General features: G+C 67.6%; 25 protein-coding genes. 14 read left to right on the top strand and 11 right to left on the bottom strand.

Going from position 1 to position 23944, the window contains the following annotated elements; translation table 11 throughout:
• Window positions 1-28 precede the first annotated feature (28 nt).
• Window positions 29-871 (top strand): beta-keto acid cleavage family enzyme, encoded by an 843-nt coding sequence (locus tag AC3FOF_RS36920; protein WP_488729405.1) that lies wholly within the window; start codon window positions 29-31, stop codon window positions 869-871.
• A 35-nt stretch (window positions 872-906) separates the two neighbouring features.
• Here the strand turns inward: AC3FOF_RS36920 and AC3FOF_RS36925 are convergent, their stop codons facing one another.
• Window positions 907-1173, bottom strand: coding sequence for a copper resistance protein CopQ (locus AC3FOF_RS36925; RefSeq protein WP_276264150.1), 267 nt, complete (start codon window positions 1171-1173; stop codon window positions 907-909).
• A 617-nt stretch (window positions 1174-1790) separates the two neighbouring features.
• Between AC3FOF_RS36925 and AC3FOF_RS36930 the strand changes: the two genes are divergently transcribed.
• From AC3FOF_RS36930 to AC3FOF_RS36980, 11 genes are all read left to right on the top strand, one after another.
• Entirely contained in the window at window positions 1791-2447 is a 657-nt protein-coding gene (locus tag AC3FOF_RS36930) for a CDP-alcohol phosphatidyltransferase family protein (RefSeq protein ID WP_488729406.1), read from the top strand.
• Between the two features lie 6 nt (window positions 2448-2453).
• Window positions 2454-4232: a bifunctional alpha/beta hydrolase/class I SAM-dependent methyltransferase gene (locus AC3FOF_RS36935; protein ID WP_488729407.1), complete on the top strand. Its 1779-nt coding sequence runs from the start codon at window positions 2454-2456 to the stop codon at window positions 4230-4232.
• Window positions 4232-5653 (top strand): phosphatase PAP2/dual specificity phosphatase family protein, encoded by a 1422-nt coding sequence (locus AC3FOF_RS36940; protein WP_488729429.1) that lies wholly within the window; start codon window positions 4232-4234, stop codon window positions 5651-5653. The genes AC3FOF_RS36935 and AC3FOF_RS36940 overlap by 1 nt, the downstream gene beginning before the upstream one ends.
• Window positions 5634-6104: a hypothetical protein gene (locus AC3FOF_RS36945; RefSeq protein WP_276264148.1), complete on the top strand. Its 471-nt coding sequence runs from the start codon at window positions 5634-5636 to the stop codon at window positions 6102-6104. The genes AC3FOF_RS36940 and AC3FOF_RS36945 overlap by 20 nt, the downstream gene beginning before the upstream one ends.
• Before the next feature lie 5 nt (window positions 6105-6109).
• Complete coding sequence (locus AC3FOF_RS36950) at window positions 6110-6736, top strand: lysophospholipid acyltransferase family protein (RefSeq protein WP_276264147.1); 627 nt, start codon at window positions 6110-6112, stop codon at window positions 6734-6736.
• A 6-nt stretch (window positions 6737-6742) separates the two neighbouring features.
• A complete protein-coding gene (locus tag AC3FOF_RS36955; protein ID WP_051078422.1) occupies window positions 6743-7705 on the top strand; it encodes a phosphatidate cytidylyltransferase in 963 nt (320 codons plus the stop codon).
• A gap of 159 nt (window positions 7706-7864) precedes the next feature.
• Window positions 7865-9262, top strand: a complete 1398-nt coding sequence (locus AC3FOF_RS36960) for a saccharopine dehydrogenase C-terminal domain-containing protein (protein WP_488729408.1) — start codon at window positions 7865-7867, stop codon at window positions 9260-9262.
• Entirely contained in the window at window positions 9259-10431 is a 1173-nt protein-coding gene (locus tag AC3FOF_RS36965) for a glutathionylspermidine synthase family protein (RefSeq protein ID WP_488729409.1), read from the top strand. Before AC3FOF_RS36960 ends, AC3FOF_RS36965 begins: the two co-directional genes overlap by 4 nt.
• A 19-nt stretch (window positions 10432-10450) precedes the next feature.
• On the top strand, window positions 10451-11206 hold the full coding sequence (locus AC3FOF_RS36970; RefSeq protein ID WP_488729410.1) for a hypothetical protein: 756 nt from the start codon (window positions 10451-10453) through the stop codon (window positions 11204-11206).
• An 85-nt stretch (window positions 11207-11291) separates the two neighbouring features.
• Entirely contained in the window at window positions 11292-11690 is a 399-nt protein-coding gene (locus AC3FOF_RS36975; protein ID WP_017226680.1) for a DUF350 domain-containing protein, read from the top strand.
• 211 nt (window positions 11691-11901) lie between these two features.
• The gene (locus AC3FOF_RS36980) at window positions 11902-12201 is read left to right on the top strand and encodes an H-NS family nucleoid-associated regulatory protein (RefSeq protein WP_488729411.1); all 300 of its coding nucleotides are present in this window, start codon (window positions 11902-11904) and stop codon (window positions 12199-12201) included.
• Window positions 12202-12254: 53 nt separating this feature from the next.
• Here the strand turns inward: AC3FOF_RS36980 and AC3FOF_RS36985 are convergent, their stop codons facing one another.
• The 6 genes from AC3FOF_RS36985 to AC3FOF_RS37010 form a co-directional block, all read right to left on the bottom strand.
• Entirely contained in the window at window positions 12255-12617 is a 363-nt protein-coding gene (locus AC3FOF_RS36985; RefSeq protein WP_276267311.1) for a copper-binding protein, read from the bottom strand.
• 48 nt (window positions 12618-12665) lie between these two features.
• Window positions 12666-13151: a cupredoxin domain-containing protein gene (locus AC3FOF_RS36990; protein ID WP_488729412.1), complete on the bottom strand. Its 486-nt coding sequence runs from the start codon at window positions 13149-13151 to the stop codon at window positions 12666-12668.
• Between the two features lie 37 nt (window positions 13152-13188).
• The gene (locus AC3FOF_RS36995) at window positions 13189-14490 is read right to left on the bottom strand and encodes a multicopper oxidase family protein (protein ID WP_488729413.1); all 1302 of its coding nucleotides are present in this window, start codon (window positions 14488-14490) and stop codon (window positions 13189-13191) included.
• Between the two features lie 2 nt (window positions 14491-14492).
• Complete coding sequence (locus tag AC3FOF_RS37000; protein WP_488729414.1) at window positions 14493-15974, bottom strand: TolC family protein; 1482 nt, start codon at window positions 15972-15974, stop codon at window positions 14493-14495.
• 9 nt (window positions 15975-15983) lie between these two features.
• Window positions 15984-16325, bottom strand: coding sequence for a hypothetical protein (locus AC3FOF_RS37005; RefSeq protein ID WP_488729415.1), 342 nt, complete (start codon window positions 16323-16325; stop codon window positions 15984-15986).
• An 87-nt stretch (window positions 16326-16412) separates the two neighbouring features.
• Window positions 16413-16907, bottom strand: a complete 495-nt coding sequence (locus AC3FOF_RS37010) for a hypothetical protein (RefSeq protein ID WP_488729416.1) — start codon at window positions 16905-16907, stop codon at window positions 16413-16415.
• Between the two features lie 211 nt (window positions 16908-17118).
• Here AC3FOF_RS37010 and AC3FOF_RS37015 point away from each other — a divergent pair, with 211 nt between their 5' ends.
• Window positions 17119-17793, top strand: a complete 675-nt coding sequence (locus AC3FOF_RS37015) for a heavy metal response regulator transcription factor (protein ID WP_017224208.1) — start codon at window positions 17119-17121, stop codon at window positions 17791-17793.
• 67 nt (window positions 17794-17860) lie between these two features.
• A complete protein-coding gene (locus AC3FOF_RS37020) occupies window positions 17861-19327 on the top strand; it encodes a heavy metal sensor histidine kinase (RefSeq protein WP_276267312.1) in 1467 nt (488 codons plus the stop codon).
• A 41-nt stretch (window positions 19328-19368) separates the two neighbouring features.
• Here AC3FOF_RS37020 and AC3FOF_RS37025 read toward each other — a convergent pair whose 3' ends face one another.
• The 4 genes from AC3FOF_RS37025 to tssE are packed head-to-tail and all read right to left on the bottom strand — an operon-like array spanning window position 19369 to window position 23902.
• On the bottom strand, window positions 19369-20439 hold the full coding sequence (locus tag AC3FOF_RS37025; protein ID WP_488729417.1) for a type VI secretion system protein TssA: 1071 nt from the start codon (window positions 20437-20439) through the stop codon (window positions 19369-19371).
• A gap of 3 nt (window positions 20440-20442) precedes the next feature.
• Window positions 20443-21483, bottom strand: a complete 1041-nt coding sequence (gene tssG / locus AC3FOF_RS37030) for a type VI secretion system baseplate subunit TssG (protein ID WP_035812231.1) — start codon at window positions 21481-21483, stop codon at window positions 20443-20445.
• A gap of 12 nt (window positions 21484-21495) precedes the next feature.
• Window positions 21496-23376 (bottom strand): type VI secretion system baseplate subunit TssF, encoded by a 1881-nt coding sequence (gene tssF / locus AC3FOF_RS37035; RefSeq protein ID WP_276267304.1) that lies wholly within the window; start codon window positions 23374-23376, stop codon window positions 21496-21498.
• A 4-nt stretch (window positions 23377-23380) separates the two neighbouring features.
• Window positions 23381-23902 carry a type VI secretion system baseplate subunit TssE gene (gene tssE / locus AC3FOF_RS37040; protein WP_488729418.1) on the bottom strand — a complete coding sequence of 174 codons (522 nt, stop codon included), beginning with the start codon at window positions 23900-23902 and terminating at the stop codon, window positions 23381-23383.
• Window positions 23903-23944: the final 42 nt, after the last annotated feature.

Raw genomic sequence — 23944 nt, forward strand, 5'->3', positions numbered from 1 at the left:
TGCCGGACCTACCGATACCGAATGCAATATGAGTGAACACACCCTGCTGGCGGATTCCCCGCTGATCATTACCGTGGCGCCCAACGGTGCCTACAAGACCGCCAAGGATCACCCGGCCGTGCCGCTGACCGCGCGGACGCTGGCCGCCGAGGCACGTGCCTGCCTCGATGCCGGCGCCGCCATGATGCATATGCACGTGCGCCAGCCCGATGGGCGCCATTCCCTGGATGCCGGGATCTATCGAGAGGCCCTGGCCGCGGTCAGGCAGGCGGTGGGCGATGCGCTGCTGGTCCAGGTAACCAGCGAGGCCGCTGGCATCTACCGTGCCGCCGAACAGATTGCGATGGTGCGTGAGCTGCGGCCGGAAGCGGTCTCGATCGGCCTGCGTGAAATCGCAGTGCCGGACATCCCCGAGGCGGAACTGGCCGGCTTCCTCGCCTGGCTGGCGCGGGAGCGGGTCATGACGCAGATTATCCTGTACGACGCGGCCGACGTGGCGCGCTGGCAAGCCCTGCGGGCGCGCGGGCTGGTGCCGCCGGGCGCGTGGTCGGTGCTGTTTGTGCTGGGCCGCTATTCGGCCGGGCAGGTCTCGTCGCCGCACGACCTGCTGCCATTCCTGCAGGTCTTCGACGGCTCGCTGCCGTGGGCAATCTGCGCCTTCGGGCGCGAGGAGAATGCCTGCGTGACCACCGCCGCGGCCTTTGGGGGGCATGTACGGGTCGGATTCGAGAACAACCTGAAGCTGCGCGACGGCAGCACCGCGTCAGGCAACGCGGCCCTGGTCGGGCAGGCGGCCGAGGGCGCGCGGACGCTGGGCCGTCCGCTAGCCTCGGCCGAGCAGGCCCGCCGCATGTACAGCGAGATCCGCTGATCGCCCGGCGCGCGCCTCAGGCGTCGCCATGGCGCTCAAGCGCCGTCGCTGAAGGTGTCGCGGGTGCCGATGCGTGCGCCGTCGCTGTACGGGTCGCGCGGACCGAGGCGGTTACCGTCCGTATAGGGGTCGCGCGGCCCCAGTTTGCTGGCGCCCTGCGAGTAAATATCACGGGTCTGACCAGCGGCTGCGCCATCGAGATAGGGATCGACGCTGCGCGGCGCGGCGCTGGCGAGGCCGGCAACGCCGGCCAAGGTGGCGGCCAGGGTGGTGGCCAGCAGGGCTTGCTTGATCGTACGCATGGTGTTTCTCCTGGGGTTCGGCGATCTCCATCGATCGACCGTGCCGCCAGTCTAAGAATCCGGCACCCACGGCAACATGACTGGTACATGACAATCCTGTCATGCGCCTTCCTTCCTTCCTTCCTTCCTTCCTTCCTTCCGCTCCCGCAGGCAGTTGCCCGCTGACCTGGTTCGCCTGCCTGGCCTGCGCCGACGTCTCCAATGCTGTGGTGGGGGGCTTCTCAGCCCTTTTTTCGGCAAGTTCGCGCATATCCCTCCTATTCGTTCCGAATTCTTCGCAATGATGCTGCGGCACCGTGGAAGGCATCCTGATGATGCATCGTTCGAAAATAGGCCGGAAATGTGCCAAAAATCTCATAAATTCTTAATGAATGGCGTAAACGCCTGATATCACGCTATCCTTGCCGAATTGTCGGGAGCGAGGCACACCGCACCGATGCCGCGAGCGGCCATGGGCCGTCATTGACGATAGGTGGCGTGGTCTGAAATCGGAGTGCGGAAGAGACGCAAAAGGGATGGAAGAGGATAGAAAAGAGATACAAAATCGCATTTGGCCGGTGTGCGCGGGTGCGGGCACGGCGGCCGCAATAACATAAGGCCTCGACAAGCCACGGAACATGACGCTTTACCAGATCAAACCAAAATTCCAGGCGCTCTTGCGGCCCCTGGTGAAGCGCCTTGCCGCGCAAGGCGTGACTGCCAACCAGGTCACGCTGGCCGCCGCTGGCGGGTCGCTGGTGGTCGGAGCGCTGGTCGCGGCGCTGGCCTGGCTGCCGATGGTGTTCCTCCTGATGCCCCTCTGGCTGTTTGTGCGCATGGCACTCAACGCCATCGACGGCATGCTGGCGCGCGAGCATGGCCAGCAGAGCGTACTGGGCGCCTATCTCAATGAACTCGGCGACATCGTCTCCGATCTTGCATTGATCCTGCCGTTTGCGCTGGTTCCGCCTTTCGGGGCCGGCGAGGTCATGGTGTTCGCCGTCCTGGCCGTGATCGTCGAATGCGCGGGCCTGATCGGGCCGCTGGCCGGCGCCAGCCGGCGCTATGACGGTCCGCTCGGCAAGAGCGACCGGGCACTGCTGCTGGGTGCGCTTGGCTTGTGGGTCGGGCTTGGCCTGGGCCTGGCCTATGCTGCGCACTGGCTGTGGGTGCTGTTGTCGCTGCTGTCATTGCTGACCATCGCCAACCGGGTGCGCCGCGGCGTGGCCGAGGCAGAGCTGGCGCGCCGGACACCGGCGCCGTCGCGCGAACCGCCTTCCCAACCCATGGAGTGATACTACGTGGATAGTCAAACCGGTCGTACCCCCGTCGAAGCACAGTTCAAGACCCATGATGGCCAGTCGCTGTTCTACCGCCACTGGCCGGCCGCGGGTAGCGGCCCGCTAGGCGCCGTGGTCCTGTTTCATCGCGGGCACGAGCATTCGGGCCGTATCGCCCACCTGGTGGATGAACTGGACCTGCCCGGCCACGCTTTCTTCGCGTGGGATGCGCGCGGCCATGGACGCTCGCCGGGGGAGCGGGGCTACAGCCCCAGCCTGGCCACCTCGGTGCGCGACATCCAGACCTTCGTCGACCATATCGCCGCCGTCCACGGCATTCCGGTGGAGCGCATCGCGGTGGTGGCGCAAAGCGTGGGCGCGGTCCTGGCCGCAACCTGGGTGCACGATTACGCGCCGCGGATCCGCAGCCTGGTGCTGGCGTCGCCGGCCTTCAAGGTCAAGCTCTACGTGCCGCTGGCGCGTCCGGGCCTGAAATTGATGCACAGGCTGCGCGGCAAGTTCTTCGTCAACAGCTACGTCAAGGCCAGGTTCCTGACGCACGATCCCGGGCGCATCGCCAGCTACCAGCAAGACCCGCTGATCACGCGCCCGATTGCCGTCAATATCCTGCTGGACCTCTATGAGACGGCGGAGCGCATCGTGGCCGATGCAGCGGCCATCACCGTGCCGACGCAGTTGCTGATTTCCGGTGCCGACTGGGTGGTTCACCGCGCGCCGCAGGACGCGTTCTACGAGCGGCTGGGCTCTGCCGTCAAGGAACGCATCGTGCTGGACGGCTTTTACCATGACACCCTGGGCGAGCGCGATCGTGCCCCGGCCGTGGCGGCGGCAAGGCGCTTTATCGTGCGCGAGTTCGAGACACCGTCGGCGCCGGTCACGCTGCTGAACGCGGACCGCAGCGGCGCATTCAAGGAGGAGTCGGACCGGCTCGCACGGCCGCTGTCTCCGGCCAGCCCGGCTGGCATGTACTGGGCCCTGGCGCGGGCCGGCCTGAAGTTGGGCGGCTTGCTGTCCGATGGCGTGCGGCTGGGGCACCAGACCGGCTTCGACTCCGGCTCCACGCTGGACTACGTCTATTGCAACAAGGCGGGGGGGCGCTTCGGCATCGGTCCGGTGATCGACCGCAATTACCTGGACGCCATCGGCTGGCGCGGCATCCGCCAGCGCAAGGTGCATATCGAGGAGTTGCTGGGCGATGCGATCGCCAGCCTGCGCGCTGCCGGCGCGCCGGTGCGCATTGTCGACATCGCCGCGGGCCATGGCCGCTACGTGCTGGAGGCGCTGGCGAACGGCTTCCATGGCGCCGCCGCGCAACAGGTGCAGAGCATCCTGCTGCGCGACTATAGCGATATCAACGTCACGCAGGGCCGCGCACTGATCCGCGCCAAGGGTCTCGCCGATATCGCCCGCTTCGAGAAGGGCGATGCGTTCGACGGCGACGACCTTGCCGCGCTCGACCCGGCGCCCACGCTGGCTATCGTCTCCGGCCTGTATGAACTGTTTGGCGACAACGCCATGGTGTCGCGCTCGCTGGGCGGGCTGGCACGGGCGGTGGCGCCGGGCGGCTACCTCGTGTATACGGGCCAGCCCTGGCACCCGCAGCTCGAATTCATCGCGCGCGCGCTCACCAGCCACCGCGCCGGTTCGGCCTGGGTGATGCGGCGGCGCCCGCAGGCGGAGATGGACGAACTGGTGCGGCAGGCCGGTTTCGAGAAGATTGCCCAGCGTATCGACCCGTGGGGCATCTTCACGGTCAGCCTGGCGCGCAGGACTGCATGATGCTGCGCCAGCGCGCCCGAGACGGGCATACCGCCATGGCGGCAGGGCAGGCCGGCGCCACCGGGGCTCGCCCGTGGGGCCTCGCCCTGGTCCTGCTGGCCGCCATGGGCGCGCTGTTCTTCTCCTCGTATGGACTCGCCAACTGGCTGGCGAGCCAGCGCGCGGCGGTGCCGTTCTTCTTTTTCGGGTGGGAGCGGCAGATTCCCTTTGTGCCGTGGAGCATCGTGCCGTACTGGTCGATCGACCTGCTCTACGGCCTGTCCTTCTTCCTGTGGCGCACGCGGGCCGACCTGCTGACCCACGCCAGGCGCTTGCTGGCCGCGCAGCTGATATCGGTGGCTTGCTTCATTGCCTTTCCGCTGCGTTTCGCCTTCGAGCGGCCACAGGCCGATGGCCTGCCAGGCCATCTGTTCACGCTGCTGGGCGGGTTCGACAAGCCGTTCAACCAGGCGCCGTCCCTGCATATCGGCCTGCTGGTGATCCTGTGGGTGGCCTACGCCATGCACGCGCGCGGCGGCTGGCGCTGGCTGCTGCACGGCTGGTTCGCGCTGATCGGGGTGTCCGTGCTGACCACCTACCAGCACCATGTCATCGATGTGCCCACCGGCTGGCTGGTGGGCTGGTTCTGCGTTTTCCTGTTTCCTTTCCAGCGCGGGCAGGCGGCTGCCGGGCCCGCTGCCGGGGGACGCACGCGGCAATTGGCTATGCGTTACGCGGTGGCCGCCCTGGCCGTTGGCGCGGTCGCCCTGGCGCTGTTGTCGACGTCCGCCGTTGCCGCGTTGCTGCTGGGCTGGCTCGCGCTGGCCCTGGCATGCGTTGCCGCGATCTATCGGCAAGGCCAGGCCACCCTGTTCCAGAAGCGGCACGACGGCCATATGCCGCTTGCCGCGCGCTGGGTGCTGGCGCCCTATCTGCTTGGCGCCTTCGCCAATTCGCGCTGGTGGACGCGCCGCCAGCCCGGCGCCAGCGAGATCGTGCCGGGGGTGTGGGTTGGCCGTTTGCCGGGCAGCGCGGAACTGCGCCGGCTCGGCGCCGATGCCGTACTCGACCTGAGTGCCGAATTGCCCCGGCTGGCGCCCGCTGCCTGGTATCGCTGCGTGCCGGTGCTGGACCTGACCGTGCCCACGCCCGCGCAGCTGGATGAAGCAGTGGGCGTGCTTGACGCGTGGCATCGCGACGGGCGCAAGGTACTGGTTTGCTGCGCGCTCGGCTACTCGCGCAGCGCGCTGGTGGCCGGCGCGTGGTTGTCCGGGCATGCCGGCGTGCACGATGCTGGAGAGACGCTGGCGCTGCTGCGCAAATACCGCCCGGCCGTGGTGCTGGGCCCGGACAGCGTGGCCGCGCTATCGCAATTCATCGGCCGCCGGCGCGCGGCCGCGCAGGTTTCCGGGGGAGCAGGCCATGCCGATCTCAACGCATGACGACGACCGGCTCGAGGCTGGCGCCGAGCACTGGGTGGCGCAGGCCGCGGTGGGCGGGCTCGACGCCGCAGCCCGCCTGGTCTGGGCCGGGCTGGCGCTGGCATTGGTCAACCTGCTGCTGGCCGGCACCCTGTCGCCCGCGGGCCGCGTCTATCTTGTGCTCGGCATCGTGGCGGCCGCGCTCGGCGCTGTCCAGCTGTGGCTGCTGATACGCGTGGCGATCGACCGGCGCCTGTTCGGCGCGCTCGCCGAGGCTTCGGCGCTTGCCGGCATGGCTGCATCCCTGGCCTCGCTCGACCAGGCGCTGGCGGGGCTGGGCTGGGGCCGGCCGGTGGCCGGCGGCCGCTCCCTGGCGCGGCGCGCTCGCGGCGCACTGCGTTTCCTCCACTGGGCCGCCGCGCTGGCTGCCCTGCAATTGCTGGCAGCCTTGCTGCTGTTGCTGCTGAGATAACACGAATGTGGTTTGCCAAACTGGTGGCGCGCGCCATCATCCTGTTCGCACGTTTGCTGACCGGCATGCAGGCTCGCTGGAACGGCTGCCTGCCCGCCGCGGTGCAGCGCATCTATTTCGCCAACCACAGCAGCCACGGCGACTTCGTGCTGATCTGGGGTTGCCTGCCGCCGGACCTGCGCCCGCTCACGCGGCCGGTGGCGGGCGCGGACTACTGGAACAAGTCGTCATTGCGCCGGTTTATCGGCAGGGATGTGTTCAATGCCCTGCTGATCGATCGCAGCCGTAGCGAGCCGGGCAGCGATCCGGTGGCGCTGATGGAGCACGCGGTGCGGCAGGGCGATTCGCTGATCCTGTTTCCCGAGGGCACCCGCAATACCACCGACGAGCGGCTGCTGCCCTTCAAGAGCGGCATCTATCATCTCGCGCGTACCTGCGCCGAGGTGGAGTTCGTGCCCGTGTGGATCGACAACCTCAACCGTGTGATGCCCAAGGGCGAGTTCGTGCCGGTGCCGCTGCTATGCACGGTTACCTTCGGCAAGCCGCTGAAGCTTGGCGCGGAAGAAGCCAAGGACGATTTCCTGGCGCGTTGCCGCGCAGGCTTGCTGTCGCTTGCGCCGAAGCTGGACTAAGACACCATGACGATTCCTCGACCGACCATGATGCACGAGACCTGGCTGCTGTTCGGCGGCGTCTTCGGCGTGCTGTTGCTGGCCTCCGCCGTGACCGCGCTGCTGCGCTGGCGCGTTGCCGGGGGCCGCCCGCATGCGGTCATCGACAACCTGGGCGCACGGGTGTCCGCCTGGTGGTGGATGATCGGCGTGCTCGGGGTGACCTTCGCCCTGGGGCGGACCGCCATCATCGTGCTGTTCTACCTGCTGTCGTTCTTCGCCTTGCGCGAGTTCATCACCATCACCACCACGCGGCGCGGCGACCATCGCGCCATCGTTGCCGCCTTCTTCGTCTTCCTGCCCATGCAGTATGTGCTGGTGTATATCGGCTGGTACGGGCTGTTCTCCATCTTTATCCCGGTCTACGCGTTCCTGTTCCTGCCGATCCTGTCGGCGTTGTCGGCGGAAACCACGCGCTTCTTCGAACGCTGCGCGGAGGTGCAATGGGCGGTGATGATCTGCGTGTTCTGCATCTCCCATGTGCCGGCCTTGCTGACCTTGCCGATTCCCGGCTTCGAGGATCGCAACCTGCTGCTGATCGCCTTCCTGGTGATCGTGGTGCAGGGCAGCGACGTGCTGCAGTACGTGTGGGGCAAGCTGCTCGGCAAGACCAGGATCGCCCCGCTGCTGTCGCCGTCGAAGACCGTCGAAGGCTTTGTCGGCGGCGTGGCCAGCGCCACCGCGCTGGGCGCCTCGCTGTGGTGGATCACGCCCTACGGCTCGCCCTGGAAGGCGGGCCTGATCGCGCTGGCGATTGCCCTGATGGGATTTCTTGGCGGACTGGTGATGTCGGCCATCAAGCGCGATCGCGATATCAAGGACTGGGGCCATATGATCCAGGGCCATGGCGGCATGCTGGACCGGCTGGATTCGGTGGTGTTCGCCGCGCCGATCTTCTTCCACATCACCCGCTACTGGTGGGTGCCCTGAGTGGAGTGGGGCGGAGCGGTTCGCGCCATCCCGGCGTTGCCCGCCTGCGCCGCTCTTCCGCGTTGCCAGTCGACCTGGCCTTTCAACCTGTCGTCTTAACGGCCGATGGGGTATTCAGCCGTCCGGCGCCACGGGTGCATGGCCGGCAGCAACATCATCATGTCAAGCAAGCGCATCGAGCATATTCTCATTGTCGGCTTCGGCTGCATCGGCCAGGCCATCCTGCCGTTGTTGTCGCATGCCTACCCGGACGCCGCCATCACGGTGCTGGACCGGACCATGGACGCCCACCGGCTTGCGCTGGCCCGGCAATATCGCGCGGCCCCGCTGCACGCCACCGTCACAGCCGGGAACCATCCGGCGTTGCTCGGCCCCTTGCTCGGGCCGCAGAGCTTCCTGCTCAACCTGGCGCCTGCCGTGTGCAGCCGCGACCTGATCGCGCTGGCGCAGGCGCACCAGTCGCTCTACCTGGATAGCGGCATCGAACCCTGGGACTACGAGGACGGGATGGATTCGATCCATCTCAGCAACTACGCCCTGCGCAGCGAAATGCTGGCCTTTGCCCGCGGCCGCGAGCGCATGCCCACCGCGCTGGTGGCGCACGGCGCCAATCCCGGCCTGGTTTCCCTGCTGGCCAAGGCGGCCTTGCTGAAGCTGGCGCGGCATGCCGGCTTGCCCGACTCCCAGCCCGAAGACCAGGCCGCCTGGGCCGGGCTCGCGCGCCGGCTCGATGTACGGGTGATCCAGGTGGCGGAGTACGACAGCCAGTCCGCGCCAGGCTTCCCGGCCCCCGGCGAATTCGCCAACACCTGGTCGGCCGACGGCTTTATCACCGAATGCCTGCAGGACGCCGAACTGGGGTGGGGCAGCCATGAGCGCGGACTGCCCCCGGGCGGCAGGCGCCACGGCGATGGCAGCGATGCCGCCATCGCGCTGGACCGGCCCGGCCATCGCACGCGCGTGCGCTCGTGGTCCGCGTTGCATGGGCCCTTCGAGGCCTGGCTGATCACGCACAACGAGTCGATTTCGCTCGCCGAGTACCTGACTTGCGCCACGCCCGGCGAGCCCCTGTACCGGCCAACGGTCTACTACGCGTACCGGCCGACCCGGGCGACCCTGGCCTCGATGCAGTGGCTGGACGAGCGCGGGGCAAGCCGCATTGCCAGCCATCGCATCCTCAAGGACGAGATCGACGATGGCGTGGACGAACTCGGCGTGCTGCTGATGAGCGGATGCCATGGCGCGGTATGGCACGGCTCGCAACTGGACGTGCAGCGCGCCCGCAGGCTGGCGCCGCACAACTCCGCCACCAGCCTGCAGGTGGCGTCCAGCATTGTCGCCGGCATGCGCTGGGCGCAGGCCAACCCGGCGCGCGGCGTGACCGAGTCCGATGCGCTGGACTACCAGCCGGTGCTGGAGCAGGCCGCCGGCTGGTGGGCGCCCATGGTCACGCGGTTCACCGACTGGACGCCCGTACCGGGCCGCCGCACGCTGTCCTTCGACGAATTTCTCCTCACCGCTCCCGCGCCGCGGGACACGGAAATCACCCAGCCATGAAACGTATCGCGCAGACCCCGCGTGCCGACTGGCCGCAACAGCTGGAACGCATCGGCTTTCATTTCCACTCGCTGGACGAGCAAAACCTGCCGCGCCAGGTGGACCGCAACACCTTCTTCTACTGGCGCGAAGACGTGGCCTACGAATTCGAGGCGCAGGAGATCGAAGCGCTGTACGCCGCGGCGCTGGAGCTGAACCAGCGCTGCCTGGAGGCCGTGCAGCACGTGATCGACCACGATCTGTTCGCGCGGCTCGCCATCGCCCCGGATTTTGCCGGGCTGATCCGCGCGTCCTGGGAGCGCGACGAGCCGACGCTGTTCGGCCGCTTCGATATGACCATGGACGCGCTCGGCGTGCCCAAGATGTACGAATTCAACGCCGATACGCCAACGTCGCTGATCGAATCGAGCCTGGCGCAGTGGTTCTGGAAAGAGGCGGTGCAGCCGGATGCCGACCAGTTCAACAGCCTGCACGAGGCGCTGGTGGCGCGCTGGCAATGGCTGCGCCGCCATTACCGCGATGCGAAGGTATTGCATTTTGCGTGCATGTTCGACAGCCAGGAAGACGTCTGCAATGTGGAGTACCTGATGGATACCGCGCTGCAGGCGGGCTGGTCGGTCAAGATGACCGACCTGGAGCAGGTTGGCTCCGACGGGCGCGGCGGCTTCTACGATGGCGACGACGAGCCGATGGAACTGGTGTTCAAGCTCTATCCGTGGGAATGGATGGCGAGCTCCGACTATCGCGCGGAACTGGCGGGGAGCGCGGTGCGCTGGGTCGAGCCGCCATGGAAGGCCGTGCTCTCCAACAAGGCCATCCTGCCGATCCTGTGGGATCTGTTTCCCGGCCACCCCAACCTGCTGGAGGCGTCCTTCCGCGAGGGCGCGTTCGCCGGGCGCTCGTATGCCAAGAAGCCGTTCCTGTCGCGCGAAGGCGAGAGCGTGGTGCTGCTGACCCCGCAGGGCCGTTTCGAGAATCCCGGCGAGTACGGCGAGGAAGGCTTTATCTACCAGGCGTACGCACCCGCGCAGCGTTTCGACGCGCGTTACACCACGCTCGGTGTGTGGATCGTCGACGACGTGCCCACCGGTCTGTGCGTGCGCGAGGAACTGGGGCCGATCGCCAAGAACACCAGTTTCTTCGTCCCGCATTATTTTCAGAAAGCCTAGTCCGGAGAAAGACCAAAGCATGGCCAGGAAGAAGAGCAAGAAGGGCGGCCAGCCGTCGAAATACGGCAGCCCCTACCAGCCGCGGACCAGCGGCTCCAGCCGGCCGGCATGGGCCGGCCAGGCCAGGCCGGCCGCTGGCGCCGCCAGTGGCCGCAAGTCGCGGCCCATGTTGATGCTGATCGGCGTGTGCGCGCTGGCCACCGGCGCGGCGGTGATCGGTTCCTGCAGCAGCGACGGCGATGATGATGCCGTGACGGTGCGGCGCGCCAGCTACGCTTCGCAGGCCGACTGCGAGGCCGACTGGAATTCGCCCGACGATTGCGAAGCGGTGCCTCTCGATCGTCTCTACTCGTCCAGCCTGGCTGACACCGCCAGTGGCGGCGGCGGTGGCACAAGCAGTGGCGGGGGAGGGGGAGGCGGCTATCACGGGGGCTATCATGGCGGTCCCATAGCCCGCTGGTACGGGCCCTACTACACCGAATCGGGTACGGTCTACCACCCCGACGGCACGCAGACCCGGCGGGATATGTCGAGTGGCGCGCCGCGTCCCCTGGGCGTGTACGACAGCAGTGGCCAGATGGCCCGCATGGGCCAGGCGTCCGGGACACCGCATGCGGCCATGGTGGAGGAGGCTACGCTGCGCCGCAGCAGTCTCGGCCGTGGCGCGAGCGCCGGTATGTCGATGCGCTCGGCCGCCGTCAGCCGTGCACCGGTTTCGTCGCGTGGCGGGTTCACCAGCCGCTTCGGCGGTTCGGGGCGCTCCGGCGGCGGTTGAGGCCGAGGCCGGAAACGCGAAACCCATACTCCCATCCCCGATATTCAACGCTCAAGAAGAACAGCCCAACCATCCAGGAGCCCATATGACATTGCCACTGCAGCCGGCTTACGCCTACCTGATCTACATCCTGTCCAGTTTCGCCATGCTGGGCCTGTTTTTGCTGGTGTATACCCGTATCACTCCTCACCGGGAGTTCGACCTGATCCGGCAAGGCAATGTGGCGGCGGCCTTGTCGCTGGGCGGCGCGGTACTCGGTTTTTCGCTGACGCTATCGGCCAGTATCCAGCACAATGCGGCTTTCTCGATGTTCGTATTGTGGGGCTTTGGCGCCTTCGTGGTGCAAGTGCTGGCCTATCTGATCGTGGCGTGGGTGCTGCGCGGCGTCAGCGAGCAGATCACCGCGGATAACCGTGGCATGGGCGCCTTGATGGGCGTGGTGTCCCTTGCCGCCGGCATCGTCAATGCCGCCTGTCTGTCGTAGCGGGCGAGCCGGCAGGGCGGGTGGGCGGGGCGGGCAACAGGCTGGCTCGGAGCCATCGCGGCGGTGGCAATGCACCGGTGGGAAATGTCTATGCCAGCAGTAGTGCAAGACCCTGTAAAATCGATCCCCGACAGGCGGATTGAACCGCCGGATCCCCCCCTTCCTCTGCTTTGCCGGCCATCCGTTGCCGGTAAAGTTAATTACGAGAGTCATGTCAGAGTTTGATGAAGCCAAACTAGCCGCGGCGACGTGGGTCCGTGAGCAGATGGACCGCCACGGCCTCACGCTCGACGATTTACTTGAAGCAGGTTGTTTCGCCGCACCCCCCGCGCCGGCTCCAGCCGCAGCCAAGGCCCCGGCCCCCGCCCCGGCCCCGGAGGCGCCCAAGCCGGCCCCGCCCCTCTACCGCAACGCCCTGGGACAGAGCTGGGATGGCACCGGCGAGCGCCCGGAATGGCTGCAGCGCGCGGTCAACGCGGGACAGTCGGTTGACTTCTTCCGGGTCGGCTAAGGCCTGGCGGGCGCGCCCCTGGTAGCCCTGGCCAGCGCGCTTCCGGGCATGCCTTACTGCACCGGCGGCGGCTCGACCAGTGCGGTCACGGTCAGCGCACCGTTGATGCGCGCTACGCTGAACTTCACCCGGTCGCCCTCCTTGACCTTGGCGAGCATGGCCGGATCCTGCACCCGGAAGATCATGGTCATTGCGCCCATATCCAGGTTGACGATAGGGCCATGCTTGATGGTGAGCTTGCCTGCCGCGGTATCCACTTTGCGGATTTCGCCGTCGGTCATCGGGGATTCCGCCGGCGCCGTGGCTGCCGCGGCAGTCGTGCCGGCCGCGTCGGCGGCGGCCTGGGCCGGCAGGGTTGCGGCGGCCGCCAGCAGCGGCATCAGTGCGAGCAGGATCTTGCTGATATTGGTGTTCATATGGAGTCCTTGGTAGTTGACTGAGGTTGAGTGGCCGCGCCGGCGGCTTCAGCGCACGCGTACCTGGCCACGCATGCCGGCGTCGTAGTGGCCGGGTTGCAGGCAGGCAAAGGCAATCCGGCCGCTGCGCGTAAAACGCCACACCAGTTCGCCGCTCTGCCCCGCGTCCAGCGTGACGGCATTGGGATCGGCGTGTTCCATCTCCGGCATCTTCAGCATTTCGGCATAGTGGGCCTTCAGATCGGCATCGCTGCCGAGCACCATCTCATGGCGCAGCCGGCCGGCATTGCGGACCACGAAGCGGATGGTTTCGCCGGCCCGCACGGTGAGATCGGGCGGGCTGAAGCGCATATCGTCGCCCATGTCGATCCGGATGGTGCGGCTCACGCGGCTGGCGTCGCCGGCCTGGCCAATGGCATCGGCTGCGTCGCCGGCATGGCCGCCGGCGTGGCTGCCGGCAGCGAGTGCGCCGCCGCACGCGAGTGCACTCGCTGCGGCCAGCAGCACGGTCGCGGCGCGGGATTTCAGTTTCATTCTGCTCATATCGGTAGCCTCGGTTCTTCGGTTGCGTTCACTGGTCGGTGCCGGGCGTGCCGGCGTATTCGAAGGCGACGGTGCCCTTGGGGTGGCGGTACCAGCCGGGATCGCGGTAGTCGTTGCGGCCCAGGCCGGCGCGCACCTTGAGCACGCTGAACATGCCGCCCATCTCGATCGGGCCGAACGGCCCCTGTCCGGTCATCATCGGCAGCGTGTTGTCGGGCAGCGGCATTTCCATGCCGCCCATATCGGCCATGCCCGCCTCGCCCATGGGCATGTAATCCGGCACCAGCGCATTCATCCGCCTGGCCAGGTCCTTTTGTTTCACGCCGATCATGGTCGGCATCTGATGGCCCATCGCGTTCATGGTGTGATGCGACTTGTGGCAGTGGAATGCCCAGTCGCCCGGGTTGTCGGCGACAAACTCGATCGCGCGCATCTGTCCGACCGCTACGTCCGCGGTGACCTCGGGCCAGCGTGCCGATGGCGGCACCCAGCCGCCATCGGTGCCGGTGACTTCAAAGCGATGGCCGTGCAGGTGGATCGGGTGGTTGGTCATGGTCAGGTTGCCGAAGCGGATGCGCACGCGGTCGCCCAGCCGCGCCGGGAGGCTGTCGATCCCCGGGAACACGCGGCTGTTCCAGGTCCACATGTTGAAATCCGTCATCTCGGCCACGCGCGGCGTATAGGAACCCGGATCGATGTCGTAGGCCGAGATCAGGAAGACGAAATCGCGATCGACCCGCATCTGCGCCGGATCTTTCGGATGCACCACCAGGAAGCCCATCATGCCCATCGCCATCTGGACCATCTCGTCCGAATGCGGGTGGTACATGAAGGTGCCTGCATGCTTCATCTCGAACTCGTAGACAAAGGTCTTGCCCGGCGGGATATGCGGCTGCGACAGGCCGCCGACGCCGTCCATGCCGGCTGGCAGGATGATCCCGTGCCAGTGCACCGTGGTGTGTTCCGGCAGCTTGTTGGTGACGAAGATCCGGACCTTGTCGCCTTCCACGCATTCGATGGTGGGTCCCGGGCTCTGGCCGTTGTAGCCCCACAGGTGGGCCTTCATGCCGGGGGCGAACTCGCGTTCGACCGGCTCCGCTAACAGGTGGAACTCCTTCCAGCCCTGCCGCATGCGCCAGGGCAGGGTCCAGCCGTTGAGCGTCACCACCGGGTTGTACGGCCTGCCGCTGGCCGGAGGCAGCGGTGGCTGGGTGGCGGGACTGGCTTGCAGGGCGGCTTCGGGCAGCACCGCGGCGCCGGCGCGCGATACCAGCGCCGCGCCCAGCATGGTGGCGCCGGAGCCGTGCAGGAATTGTCTTCGGGTAACCATGGTCATTGTCCTTTGGGCACAGCGATGGATGCCGGGCCGGCGGCGGCCGCGGAGGAAGCCGGAGAGGGCGAGGCGCCAGCACGGGCGGGCACGGTGGGAGATGCGGGCGAAGACGCGGCGCCGGCATCGGGCAGGCGCCCACCCAGCGCGCCTTGCAGCTCGGTTTCGGCCACCCAGTATTCGCGCAGCGCGTCCAGATAGCCGTTGACCGCGCCCACCTGATCGCGCGCGTCGGTCAGCAGCTCGAATACGCTGACCAGCATGCCGTTGTAGCGGAGCAGGCTTTCGTCGGCGATGCGCTTGCGCAGCGGCACCACTTCATCGCGGTAGTGCCGCGCAATGTCATAGCGCGCCTGGTAGCCGGCATAGGTCTCGCGCACCTCCGAGCGGGCGTTGATGGCGCTCTCCGCCAGCCGGCTGGCCGCCTGCATGTAGACCGCTTCCGCGCGTGCCACGCGCGCCCCGCCCCAGTCGAACAGCGGGATCTCGATATTGATGCCGTAGCCGGTTTCACGCGGCTTCGCGGTTTCCGTGTTGTGCAGGTAGGCGACATCGATCACGCTGACGAAGCGTGTTGCCCGCGTCAGGCCGAGCGAACGCGCCAGGCTGTCCAGCTGGAGCCGGCCGGCCTGCAGGTCGAGCCGGCTGGCAATCGCATAGCCTTCGAGATCGGCGAGTGCGGGCCGTGTCGTCGGCAGGTCCGGCAGACGCTCGGGGAGCCGGTACTGCGCGCCGGTGCCCCACAGGCCGAGACGCCGCGTGAGCTGCTCGCGCGCCGCCAGCGCCTGCTGGCGAGCCCGCGCGAGCTGGCTGGCGGCATCGGCATAAAAGGCCTGCTCGCGTGCGTGATCGAGTGCGCTGACATTGCCCGCCCGCGCCAGGTCGCGGGCAAAGAGCGCACCCGTCTCGGCGGCGTTCTTCACCTGCTCGGCATAGCGTGCGGATTGCTCCGCCGCCACGGCATTGACGAAGGCCTTGCGCGTTTCCAGCGCGTGCCGCAGCAGGGTGTCGGCCACCGCCAGCCGCGTTTGCGAAAAGCGGTCCTGCTCGATGCGCGCCGCCAGCGGGAGCACCAGCAGGTTCATCAGGCCGACCGAGATGGCGCGGTCGATCTTCAGGTCGTCGCCCTGGCGGGTGCGGCTGAAGGAAAACCCCGGGTTGGGCAGGCGTGTGGCCTGGACATACTCGGCTTCGGAGATGCCCAGCTCGGCGAAGGCCGCCTGCAGGCCGGCATTGTTGAGCAGGGCGATCTGCACGGCGCTGTCGGCGTCGAGCGGCTGCGCCAGCAAGGCCTGGGTGCGCTGGTAGACCTCGGCGCGATCCTGGTCGGAGCGCACCCATAGGGCATCCTTGCCCAGGCGCTCGCGCGCGGCGCTGGCCGCGGTGCCGAAGCCGCCGTCGGCGGTAAAGCCGGCGCAGCCCGCCAGCAGCAGGGCACAGGCCGCCGCGGCCAGTCCCGGCCGCAGAGTCAGTGGTAGAGACATGCGGCGTCCTCAGTGATGATGCGCGTGGCCAGCGCCGGCTTCCGGCCGGGCGCCGCCTGCCTGGCCGGGCTTGCCGGAAGCATCGGGCGTGCCGGCCGGCGCCGGCATGGACATTGGCATGCCCATGGGCGGATTGCCGGCCGCCGGTGCGACCTGGTCGTTGGACTGGCGCCAGGGTGCGATCGGCTGGGCCTGGAACGGCACGTAGCCGGTGAGCACATTCAGCGCCGGCAACGGCGGCACGGATGCGGCGGGGTCGAGCGGATCGGCGGCGGGTGCGCCGGGCTGGGCCAATGACAAGGCCGGCCCGAGCAGCCAGCACGCCGCCGCGAGAATGCGGACGAAATGCATGACAACCTCAGTGTTCGTGGGGTGCGCGAAGGGTGGCGCGGGGTAAAACGAACGTCGGGCGAGCGTGCGATGGACGCACCTCGGGTGTCAGCAGCGTGCGGCGGGCGGGCGGTCGGAGGGAGCGGGGAGGAAGCCGAGGAAGGCCGCCAGGGCGGCCTGGGGCGCGGCGTGGCCGTGGCTGGCCAGGGCGAGTTCGGGCAGCACCGTGGGGATCACGGCGCCGAGCGCGCAGGCGGAACACGCGCTGCAGGTGCCGGCGCCATGGTGGGTGTGATGGTCTTGCTGGTCGTGCGGAGCAGGCTGGCCTTGCGGCTCGGCCATGCCGGCCGACTTGTCCGCCGGGGCCGCCGCGTCATGGCAATGCATGCTGGCATGGCTGCCGAGCACGGCTTCCGCCTGCGATTTCATGGCCGCATGACGTAACATCATCGACTCGATGGCGGGGGAATCGGCCGACAGTCCGCCGGACGCCTGCACCGACTGCGCCGCGCTGCAGACCATCATGACCGCCGCCGCGATACCCTGTGCGGGCAGCGCGATCATGGCGATACATAGCAGGAAGCAGCTCAGGACGCGTTTCATCGGGGCAGGTGGAATAAGCAGGCAGTATTGTACCTGCATGGAAAGGTGCGCTAGCGTGACGCCAACATGACAATGCTGACATCTTTGGCCGGGCCGGGGATTCCTCGTATAGCGTAGCGGTCTTGCAGGACCGGTTTTCCAGCGGCGTAGGGGCGGCCGGTGCCCGGTTGATGGCGGAGGATGGCGGGTTGATGGCCCGGAGTGAACTTAAATGCGCATATTGATTGTCGAAGACGAGCCCAAGGCAGGCGATTACCTGCGCAAGGGCCTGAGCGAATCCGGATTCGTGGTGGACCTGGCCCGCAACGGCGTCGACGGCCTGGCCCACGCACGCGGGCAGGAGTACGACCTGATCGTGCTGGACGTCATGCTGCCCGGCATGGACGGCTGGCAGGTGCTGCAGGAACTGCGGCGCGAACGCGATACGCCGGTCCTGTTCCTGACCGCGCGCGACGAACTCTCCGACCGGCTCAAAGGGCTGGAGCTCGGGGCCGATGACTATATGGTCAAGCCCTTCGCCTTCGCCGAACTGGTGATGCGCATCCGCACCATCCTGCGGCGCGGACCGCTGCGCGAGAGCGAGCTGATCGAAGTGGCGGACCTGCAGATCGATACCGTCAAGCGCCGCGTCACGCGCGACGGGCAGAAGCTTGACCTGACCTCCAAGGAGTTCGCGCTGCTGCAACTGCTGGCGCGCCGCTGCGGCGAAGTGCTGTCGCGCTCCCTGATTGCCTCCCATGTCTGGGACATGAACTTCGACAGCAATACCAATGTGGTGGATGTCTCGATCCGCCGCCTGCGCGCCAAGGTCGACGATCCCTTTCCGCGCAAGCTGATCCATACCCGCCGGGGGATGGGCTACGTGCTGGAGGAGGAGGCGCCGTGAGCCGGATTGGGGCTGGTTCAGGACGCCTTGCATCGGGCGGGCGGGGGAGCGCGTCATGATCCGCACCATGCTGCCCCTGCCCGCGTCGCTTACCGCCAGGCTCGCGCTGGCCTATGGCATCGCCACCGTGGCCATCCTGATCGCCGTCGGCACTTACCTGGCCAGCGCGCTTGCCTTGCAGTTGCAGGACCGCGACGAAGGCGAACTGGTGAGTGAAGTATTGCTGGTGCGTCATCTGCTGCGCGAGGTCAGGTCCGAGGCCGAGGTCCGCGCCGACACCCATCGCTTCGCCGATCTCGCAATGGGTCACGAAGGCCTGATCCTGCTGGTGCGCGGCAGCCAGGGGGAGCCGCTGGTCACCCTCAACCCGCGCCACGAGCCGGTGCCGGCGTTGCCGGCGCTGCCCGCCGCCATGCCGCCGGACAAGTCGCTGCTGCACACCTGGTACCCGCGCAATGGCGTTGCCTCGCGGGGCATCGCGGCGCTCGGGCAGCTCGGGGATTCCGACCACGCGGTCGAGATCGTGGTGCTGCGCGATGCAGGCTACCGCGCCGCGCTGATGACGGCGTACCAGAAGCAGATGTTCTGGGCGACCATGTGCGGCGCGGCGGTCGCGGCCGGCCTGGGCTACCTGATCGCCCGGCGTGGCTTGCGGCCGCTGACGCGCATGGCGCAGGACGCGTCGGCCGTGACCATGAGCCGGCTCGCCACCCGCCTCGACGCGGGCCAGGCGCCCACGGAAGTACGCGCCCTGGTGGCCGCGCTGAACGATATGCTGGCGCGTCTCGAGGATGGTTTCCACCGCCTCTCCGAATTCTCGGCCGACCTGGCGCACGATTTCCGCACGCCCATCAGCAACCTGATCGGCCAGACCCAGGTCACGCTAGGCCAAAGCCGCCCGGTGCAGGAGTACGAGAGCCTGCTGGAATCCAACCTGGAGGAGTACGAGCGCCTGGCACGCATGATCGAGAACATGCTGTTTCTCGCGCGTGCCGACCACGCCCAGGTAGCGCTGAACGTGCGCGAGCTGGACGCGCGCGCCGAACTCGACAAGGTGGCCGAGTACTACGAAGCCGTGGCGGCGGATCGGGATATCACGGTACAACTGGCGGGGCAGGGCAGCGTGCATGCCGACCAGACCCTGCTGCGGCGGGCGGTGAACAACCTGGTCGACAATGCCCTGCGCCACGCGCCCGGCGGCAGTGCCGTGGACATCCGCGTGGCGACAGACACGCAGGCCACCAGGATACGGGTGGGCAACGGCGGCGGCGGAATTGCACCGGAGGCGCTACCGCACGTGTTCGGGCGCTTTTACCGGGGCGACCCGGCGCGCAGCAATTCGGCGTGCTCCACCGGCCTCGGGCTGGCCATCGTCGACACCATCATGCGCTTGCATGGCGGCAGCGTCAGCCTGTACAGCCGGCCCGGCGAAACGGTGGCGGAACTGACGTTTCCGCTGATACCGCGTACGTCGGCCCTGCGTTCGGAGCATCAGGCCCAGACGGCCGCGCAGTCGTCACAGGCGGCGCAATGAGTCCATTGCGCCGAGCGCCCAAAGAAGCGGCTCATCCGGGCTCAGGTCGGCAGGTCCTCCGCCCAGCGCTGCACCAGTTCCTGCGGGATCGCCTGGAAGACCTCGTCGAAACGCTTGCCCGCAAGCCGCTCGGCTTGCCTGAGCAGCAGGGATACGGGACTGCTCGGCTCGTGCTCGTCGAACCATTGCCTTGCCAGGCGGATCGTGGCGATCATGGTCGCGCGGCTGTGCGCCGCATTGCCGGCCGGCGCCACCAGTGCCTCCGGCAGCAAGGCTTGCGCGGGAAGGGGCGGAGGCGGGGCGGGCGTCGGCCCGGGCATGACAAGTTCGTCCGCGCAAGGCAGCGTGGCGGTGTCTTCCGGCGTTTCCCCTTGCGGTCTGGCGCCCAGGCGCAGCAGCTGCAGCAGCGGCGATAAGTCCGGGGCATCGGCCGCCAGCGTCTCTTCCATCCAGGCGCTCAGTTGCTCCACCAGCTTGCCAGCCTCTTCCGTCGCGGCCAGCGTGGCGTCGCCTTGGCCGCGCAGGGCCGCGAGCTGGCGATGTACCGCGTCCGGGGCCAGGCCATCAACGGGCCGCGGCAGGGCAAAGGCGCGCTCGATGTCGCGCACCTGCAGCCGTGTTGCGCTTTGGGCCGAGAAGGTGATTTCCCGGATGTCGGCAAGCAGGCCAGCGGGGTCGGCAAGCCCTGCGAGCGCATTGGCGCGCACGGCAGGGTCGTGTTCGCCATCCACTTCCAGGCGCGGGTGGATCGCCACGGGATGGCTCCGCAGCAGGGCGAGCAGCAGCGCCAGTCCGTCCCGCACGCCCGCGGCTGCATCCAGTCTCGCGCGGCATCGCAGGAACAGTATCAACAGGCGGATATCCTTGGTCCGCAGCAGCAGGCGCTTGCAATCCCGCTCCAGCTCCAGCCAGTTCACCGTTTCGGCATTGGCGACGAAGTCGCCGTATTGTGCCTGGCCGCGCGGGGAAGCCTTGGCAAGCAGTACGACAAACTCCGGATCGTATTCAAGGTCCGCGCCGCACGGCGCATTCCCTGCCACGGGCTCGGCCAGCTCGGCGAAGCGCAGGGGGGCGGTGGTGGTTGCCTTGATCGGCCTGGATGCGTTCTTCATGGGTTAGCCGCGCATGTAAAGTTCGGGTTCAAAGACCATGCCTGTCACGGCGGCGCGCCGCGGATCGGGTTCGCCCAGCCAGGTCGACCAGCCCAGTCGTTCTTGCGCGCCCAGGATGGCTGGCGGCGCGGATGCGGGTTCCACCTGCAACTCGGCCTCCCACGCGAATTCAAAGCCCACAAACGAGCGGACCCACTCCACCAGGACGGGCAAGTCGCGGCCATTCGGCGCGAATCGCAGGTATTGGCGCAGGCCGAGCGGCCCGATTACCAGGCGGAACTTATGCTGGCGGTCCGGCACCGAGTCGCCCAGCATCGCGCCATGCGCGAGCAGGCCCGATGGTCCGGCATGGCCCAGGCACGTCAGGTCGGCCGGGTCGATGGCGATCCAGTGCAGCACATACTCTTCGAGTCGCACAGGAACGCCAAAGAAATGCGCCAGGGAGTCGGCGATTCCATCCGGGTTCCTGGCTTCACGCACATGATGCGCGCTGGCCGCCAGCCGAGCATGGGCCGGCAGCGGGCTATGCGCGATCTCTTCAGCCTCATGACCCGCGAGCCAGCCGACATAGCGCGAAAAGACCTCGTCGTCGGGCCGATCCAGCCCGGCCGCTGCTTGTCCCACGGCCCAGGCCTGATAGAACTGCGTGAGGGCGCGGTGATGAAAGATGTCGAGGAAGGCCGCCGTAGTACGGTCCCGCCGGGATTCGGCCCGGTCCCGCACGATCTCCGTAAAGTGCAGCGGGAGCGGCCCGTTGGGCCCGAGCATGCCCAGGCCGAACAGTTGGACCTGCAGCCCGGCGGGGCTCTGCTCCAGTTGCGCAATCTCCCGGGGCGCGAACGAAAGCGAGGCCGCCTGGCCCACGCGGAAGGGCTCCTGGTGCGGTCGGCTGGCCTGGCCCACCTGCGGCAGTTCGGGCCGGCGCGCGTACAAGTGCCTCAGCAGCCCGAGGAAGCTGAGCTTCCATACCGGCTGGCCGGCATAGCCGGCGCTTGCCGCGTGGGAGCCAGCCGGCGGCCGGTTCGCTTCTGTGTCGCTGTGCATGGCTGGCATGGACTACGCCGCGCTGCGGCCGCCCGCGCGGGCCGGCCAGCGATGCACGAGTCCGCGCTGCATCGAGTGCAGTTCCGTCTCCGTGAAGGCGTTGACGCTGACGTGGCGCGCCAGGAAATGCTCGAGCACCACGCCGAACAGATACGGACTGATACCGGAAAAGCCGGCCTCGTCCACGGTCAGCCGGCACTGTATGCCGCGCCCGTAGACGAGCGGGCCGTCCCCGGGCAACCGCCGCATGACCGGCTGGATCTGCGAGCCGATCAGGCTTTCGATCTGGCGCAACCGGGCCTGATCGTCGTTCGGCGCGAACAGCCGGAGGAGGTCGCGCAGCCCCTGGCCGCCGCTGCGGTGATCCACGTCCATCAACGAGAGATAGTTGAAACCCAGCAGCCGGATCAGGCGCCACGCCGTTTCATTCTCCGCATAGGGCGGCCAGGGCGAAGAGGGCGGCCGGATCAGGCCGATGCCGTCCACCGGGATCGACGCCGACGTGGTCAGGTCGTTCAGGCCGTTGCGAGGGACCAGCGTGGCCAGGTCCCGGTTGGTGACCAGCGCTTCCACCGATAGGTAGCGCAGCATGTCGGGGTAGGGCGCCTCATGCTGGTCCACCAGCGCGACGAACAGCTCCGTGCCGGTATAGGCTGTACGGGTACCGTACCGGCGAGCCTGCTGCGAGACCAGGCGCCGCTCGCGCCGTATGGAAAAGTACCGGCCGTGGTTGCCCTCGTCACAGTTGCGCGTGGAAAACAGCGGCCGGAACGCCATCGCCGCGCTATGCTCCGTCTCCTGCCCCGACAGGGTTTGCACGGAGTGTGCCTCGTAATCGAGCGGATGGCGTCGATCGGGCACGAGATGGAATTCGTTTCGTGCAGGCGCTATCTCGATCCGGTCGGTACGCTTTGCAAACAGGTTGACCACCGGTGCGCAATACAGTGCGAACTGATCGCGGTCCACCTTGCCGGCGAGATGGCCGGGCGGCTTCGACAGCAGCACCACGACCTCGGCCTCCCTGGCGGCGATGCGCCGAAGGCCGGGTGCAAGCCCGTTCAGGCCAAAAAAATAAAAGCGCGCCGGACAGGCGAAGTACTCATGGATCAGATGGTGGCCATGAAAGGTATTCCACGCCTGCGGCAGGGCCCCTTCGCCTGGAGCCATGCCGACATGCACAACGGCATCCTTCGTCACCGAGTGCAAGGCGCCGCCCATGGCGCCGGCTGGCCCGATCAGCAACGCCACGCCCGCGCCGTGCAGCAGCTCGAACAGGTGCGAGGCAATCTGGTCGTCGCCGCGCAGATAGACCGGCAGGCAGTCCAGGCCCTCCAGTTGCTCGAACGTCATGTCCAGTCCAATGGACAGGCGCAGCCGCAGCGCGCCTTGCACCGCAACATGCGCAGGCAGGTAGCGTTCGAGATTGCGGATATCGGGCGGAATGCCGGTCAGGCGCGCCTCGGTGATCGTGAGCGGCCACAATGTCACGGCCTGGGTGGTGCGGAACTGGCAGGCGGTCTGCTCGCCAGGCGCCAGGGCGGCGGTCAGCTCGGTATCGCGCGGTATCGGAACGCCGTGCGCGAAGTTGCCTTCCCCGATGCTCGGGCGGAACTGCGCGACCGCGATCGACGGGGTGGGGGCCACGTAGTTCGGGTAGACCACCTCCAGCAAGCGCTGGGTAAAGCGCGGAAACTCGGCGTCCAGCTTGATTTGCGTGCGGGCGGAAAGGAAGCAGAATGCTTCGATCAATCGCTCGACATAGGGATCGGCTACCTCGATGCCGTGCATCCCCAGCCGTTTGGCCACCTTGGGGTGCTGGCTGGCGAACTCGCCGGCCAGCTCGCGCATGTAGACGAGCTCCCGGTTGTAGTACTCGAGGAGGTGTGGATCCATGGGCTCAGCTCGCGTGGATGGATTGCACGCTCAACCTGCTGGTTTCCAGGTCGAGCGTGCTTTGGGCCGTGAAGGCCATCGGATAAGGGTCCATATGGATCAGACCCTTGATCTCGAACAGCAGCGTGTTGTAGCGCTGCGGCGCGTCTTCCTTGCACAGGGGCTCGACCTCCAGGGAGCCGGGAATCAGCCTCGGCTCGAAATCCAGGATGGCGCGCCGCACGATGTGCACGATGTCGGTCCATTTGCGTTCGGACAGGTAGGTGCCGGCCACGGGCGGCACACCGTAGTTGATGGTGGAGGCGGCCGCCGCGCCGTGGCGGTCGCGGTTCATCTCGTCTTCGCGGTTGGTGGTATTGAGCAGATAGGTCAGGTCGCGCTGGATGATCTCGCGCATTTGCGCGCGCGTGACGGTGTATTCGGCCGCGCTTTCGCTCGCGCGGTGAGGGGCGTCGTCGCGCAAGCGGTCGAACAACGTCGGCATCAACTGCGTATTCGGACGGCGGGGCGCACGGCGGTCAGGCATCCGGGGTTCCTGGTTCAGGCGGCGATGGTCGCGGCGCGGAGC

It is taken from the genome of Cupriavidus sp. 96C5-1 (assembly GCF_057798855.1).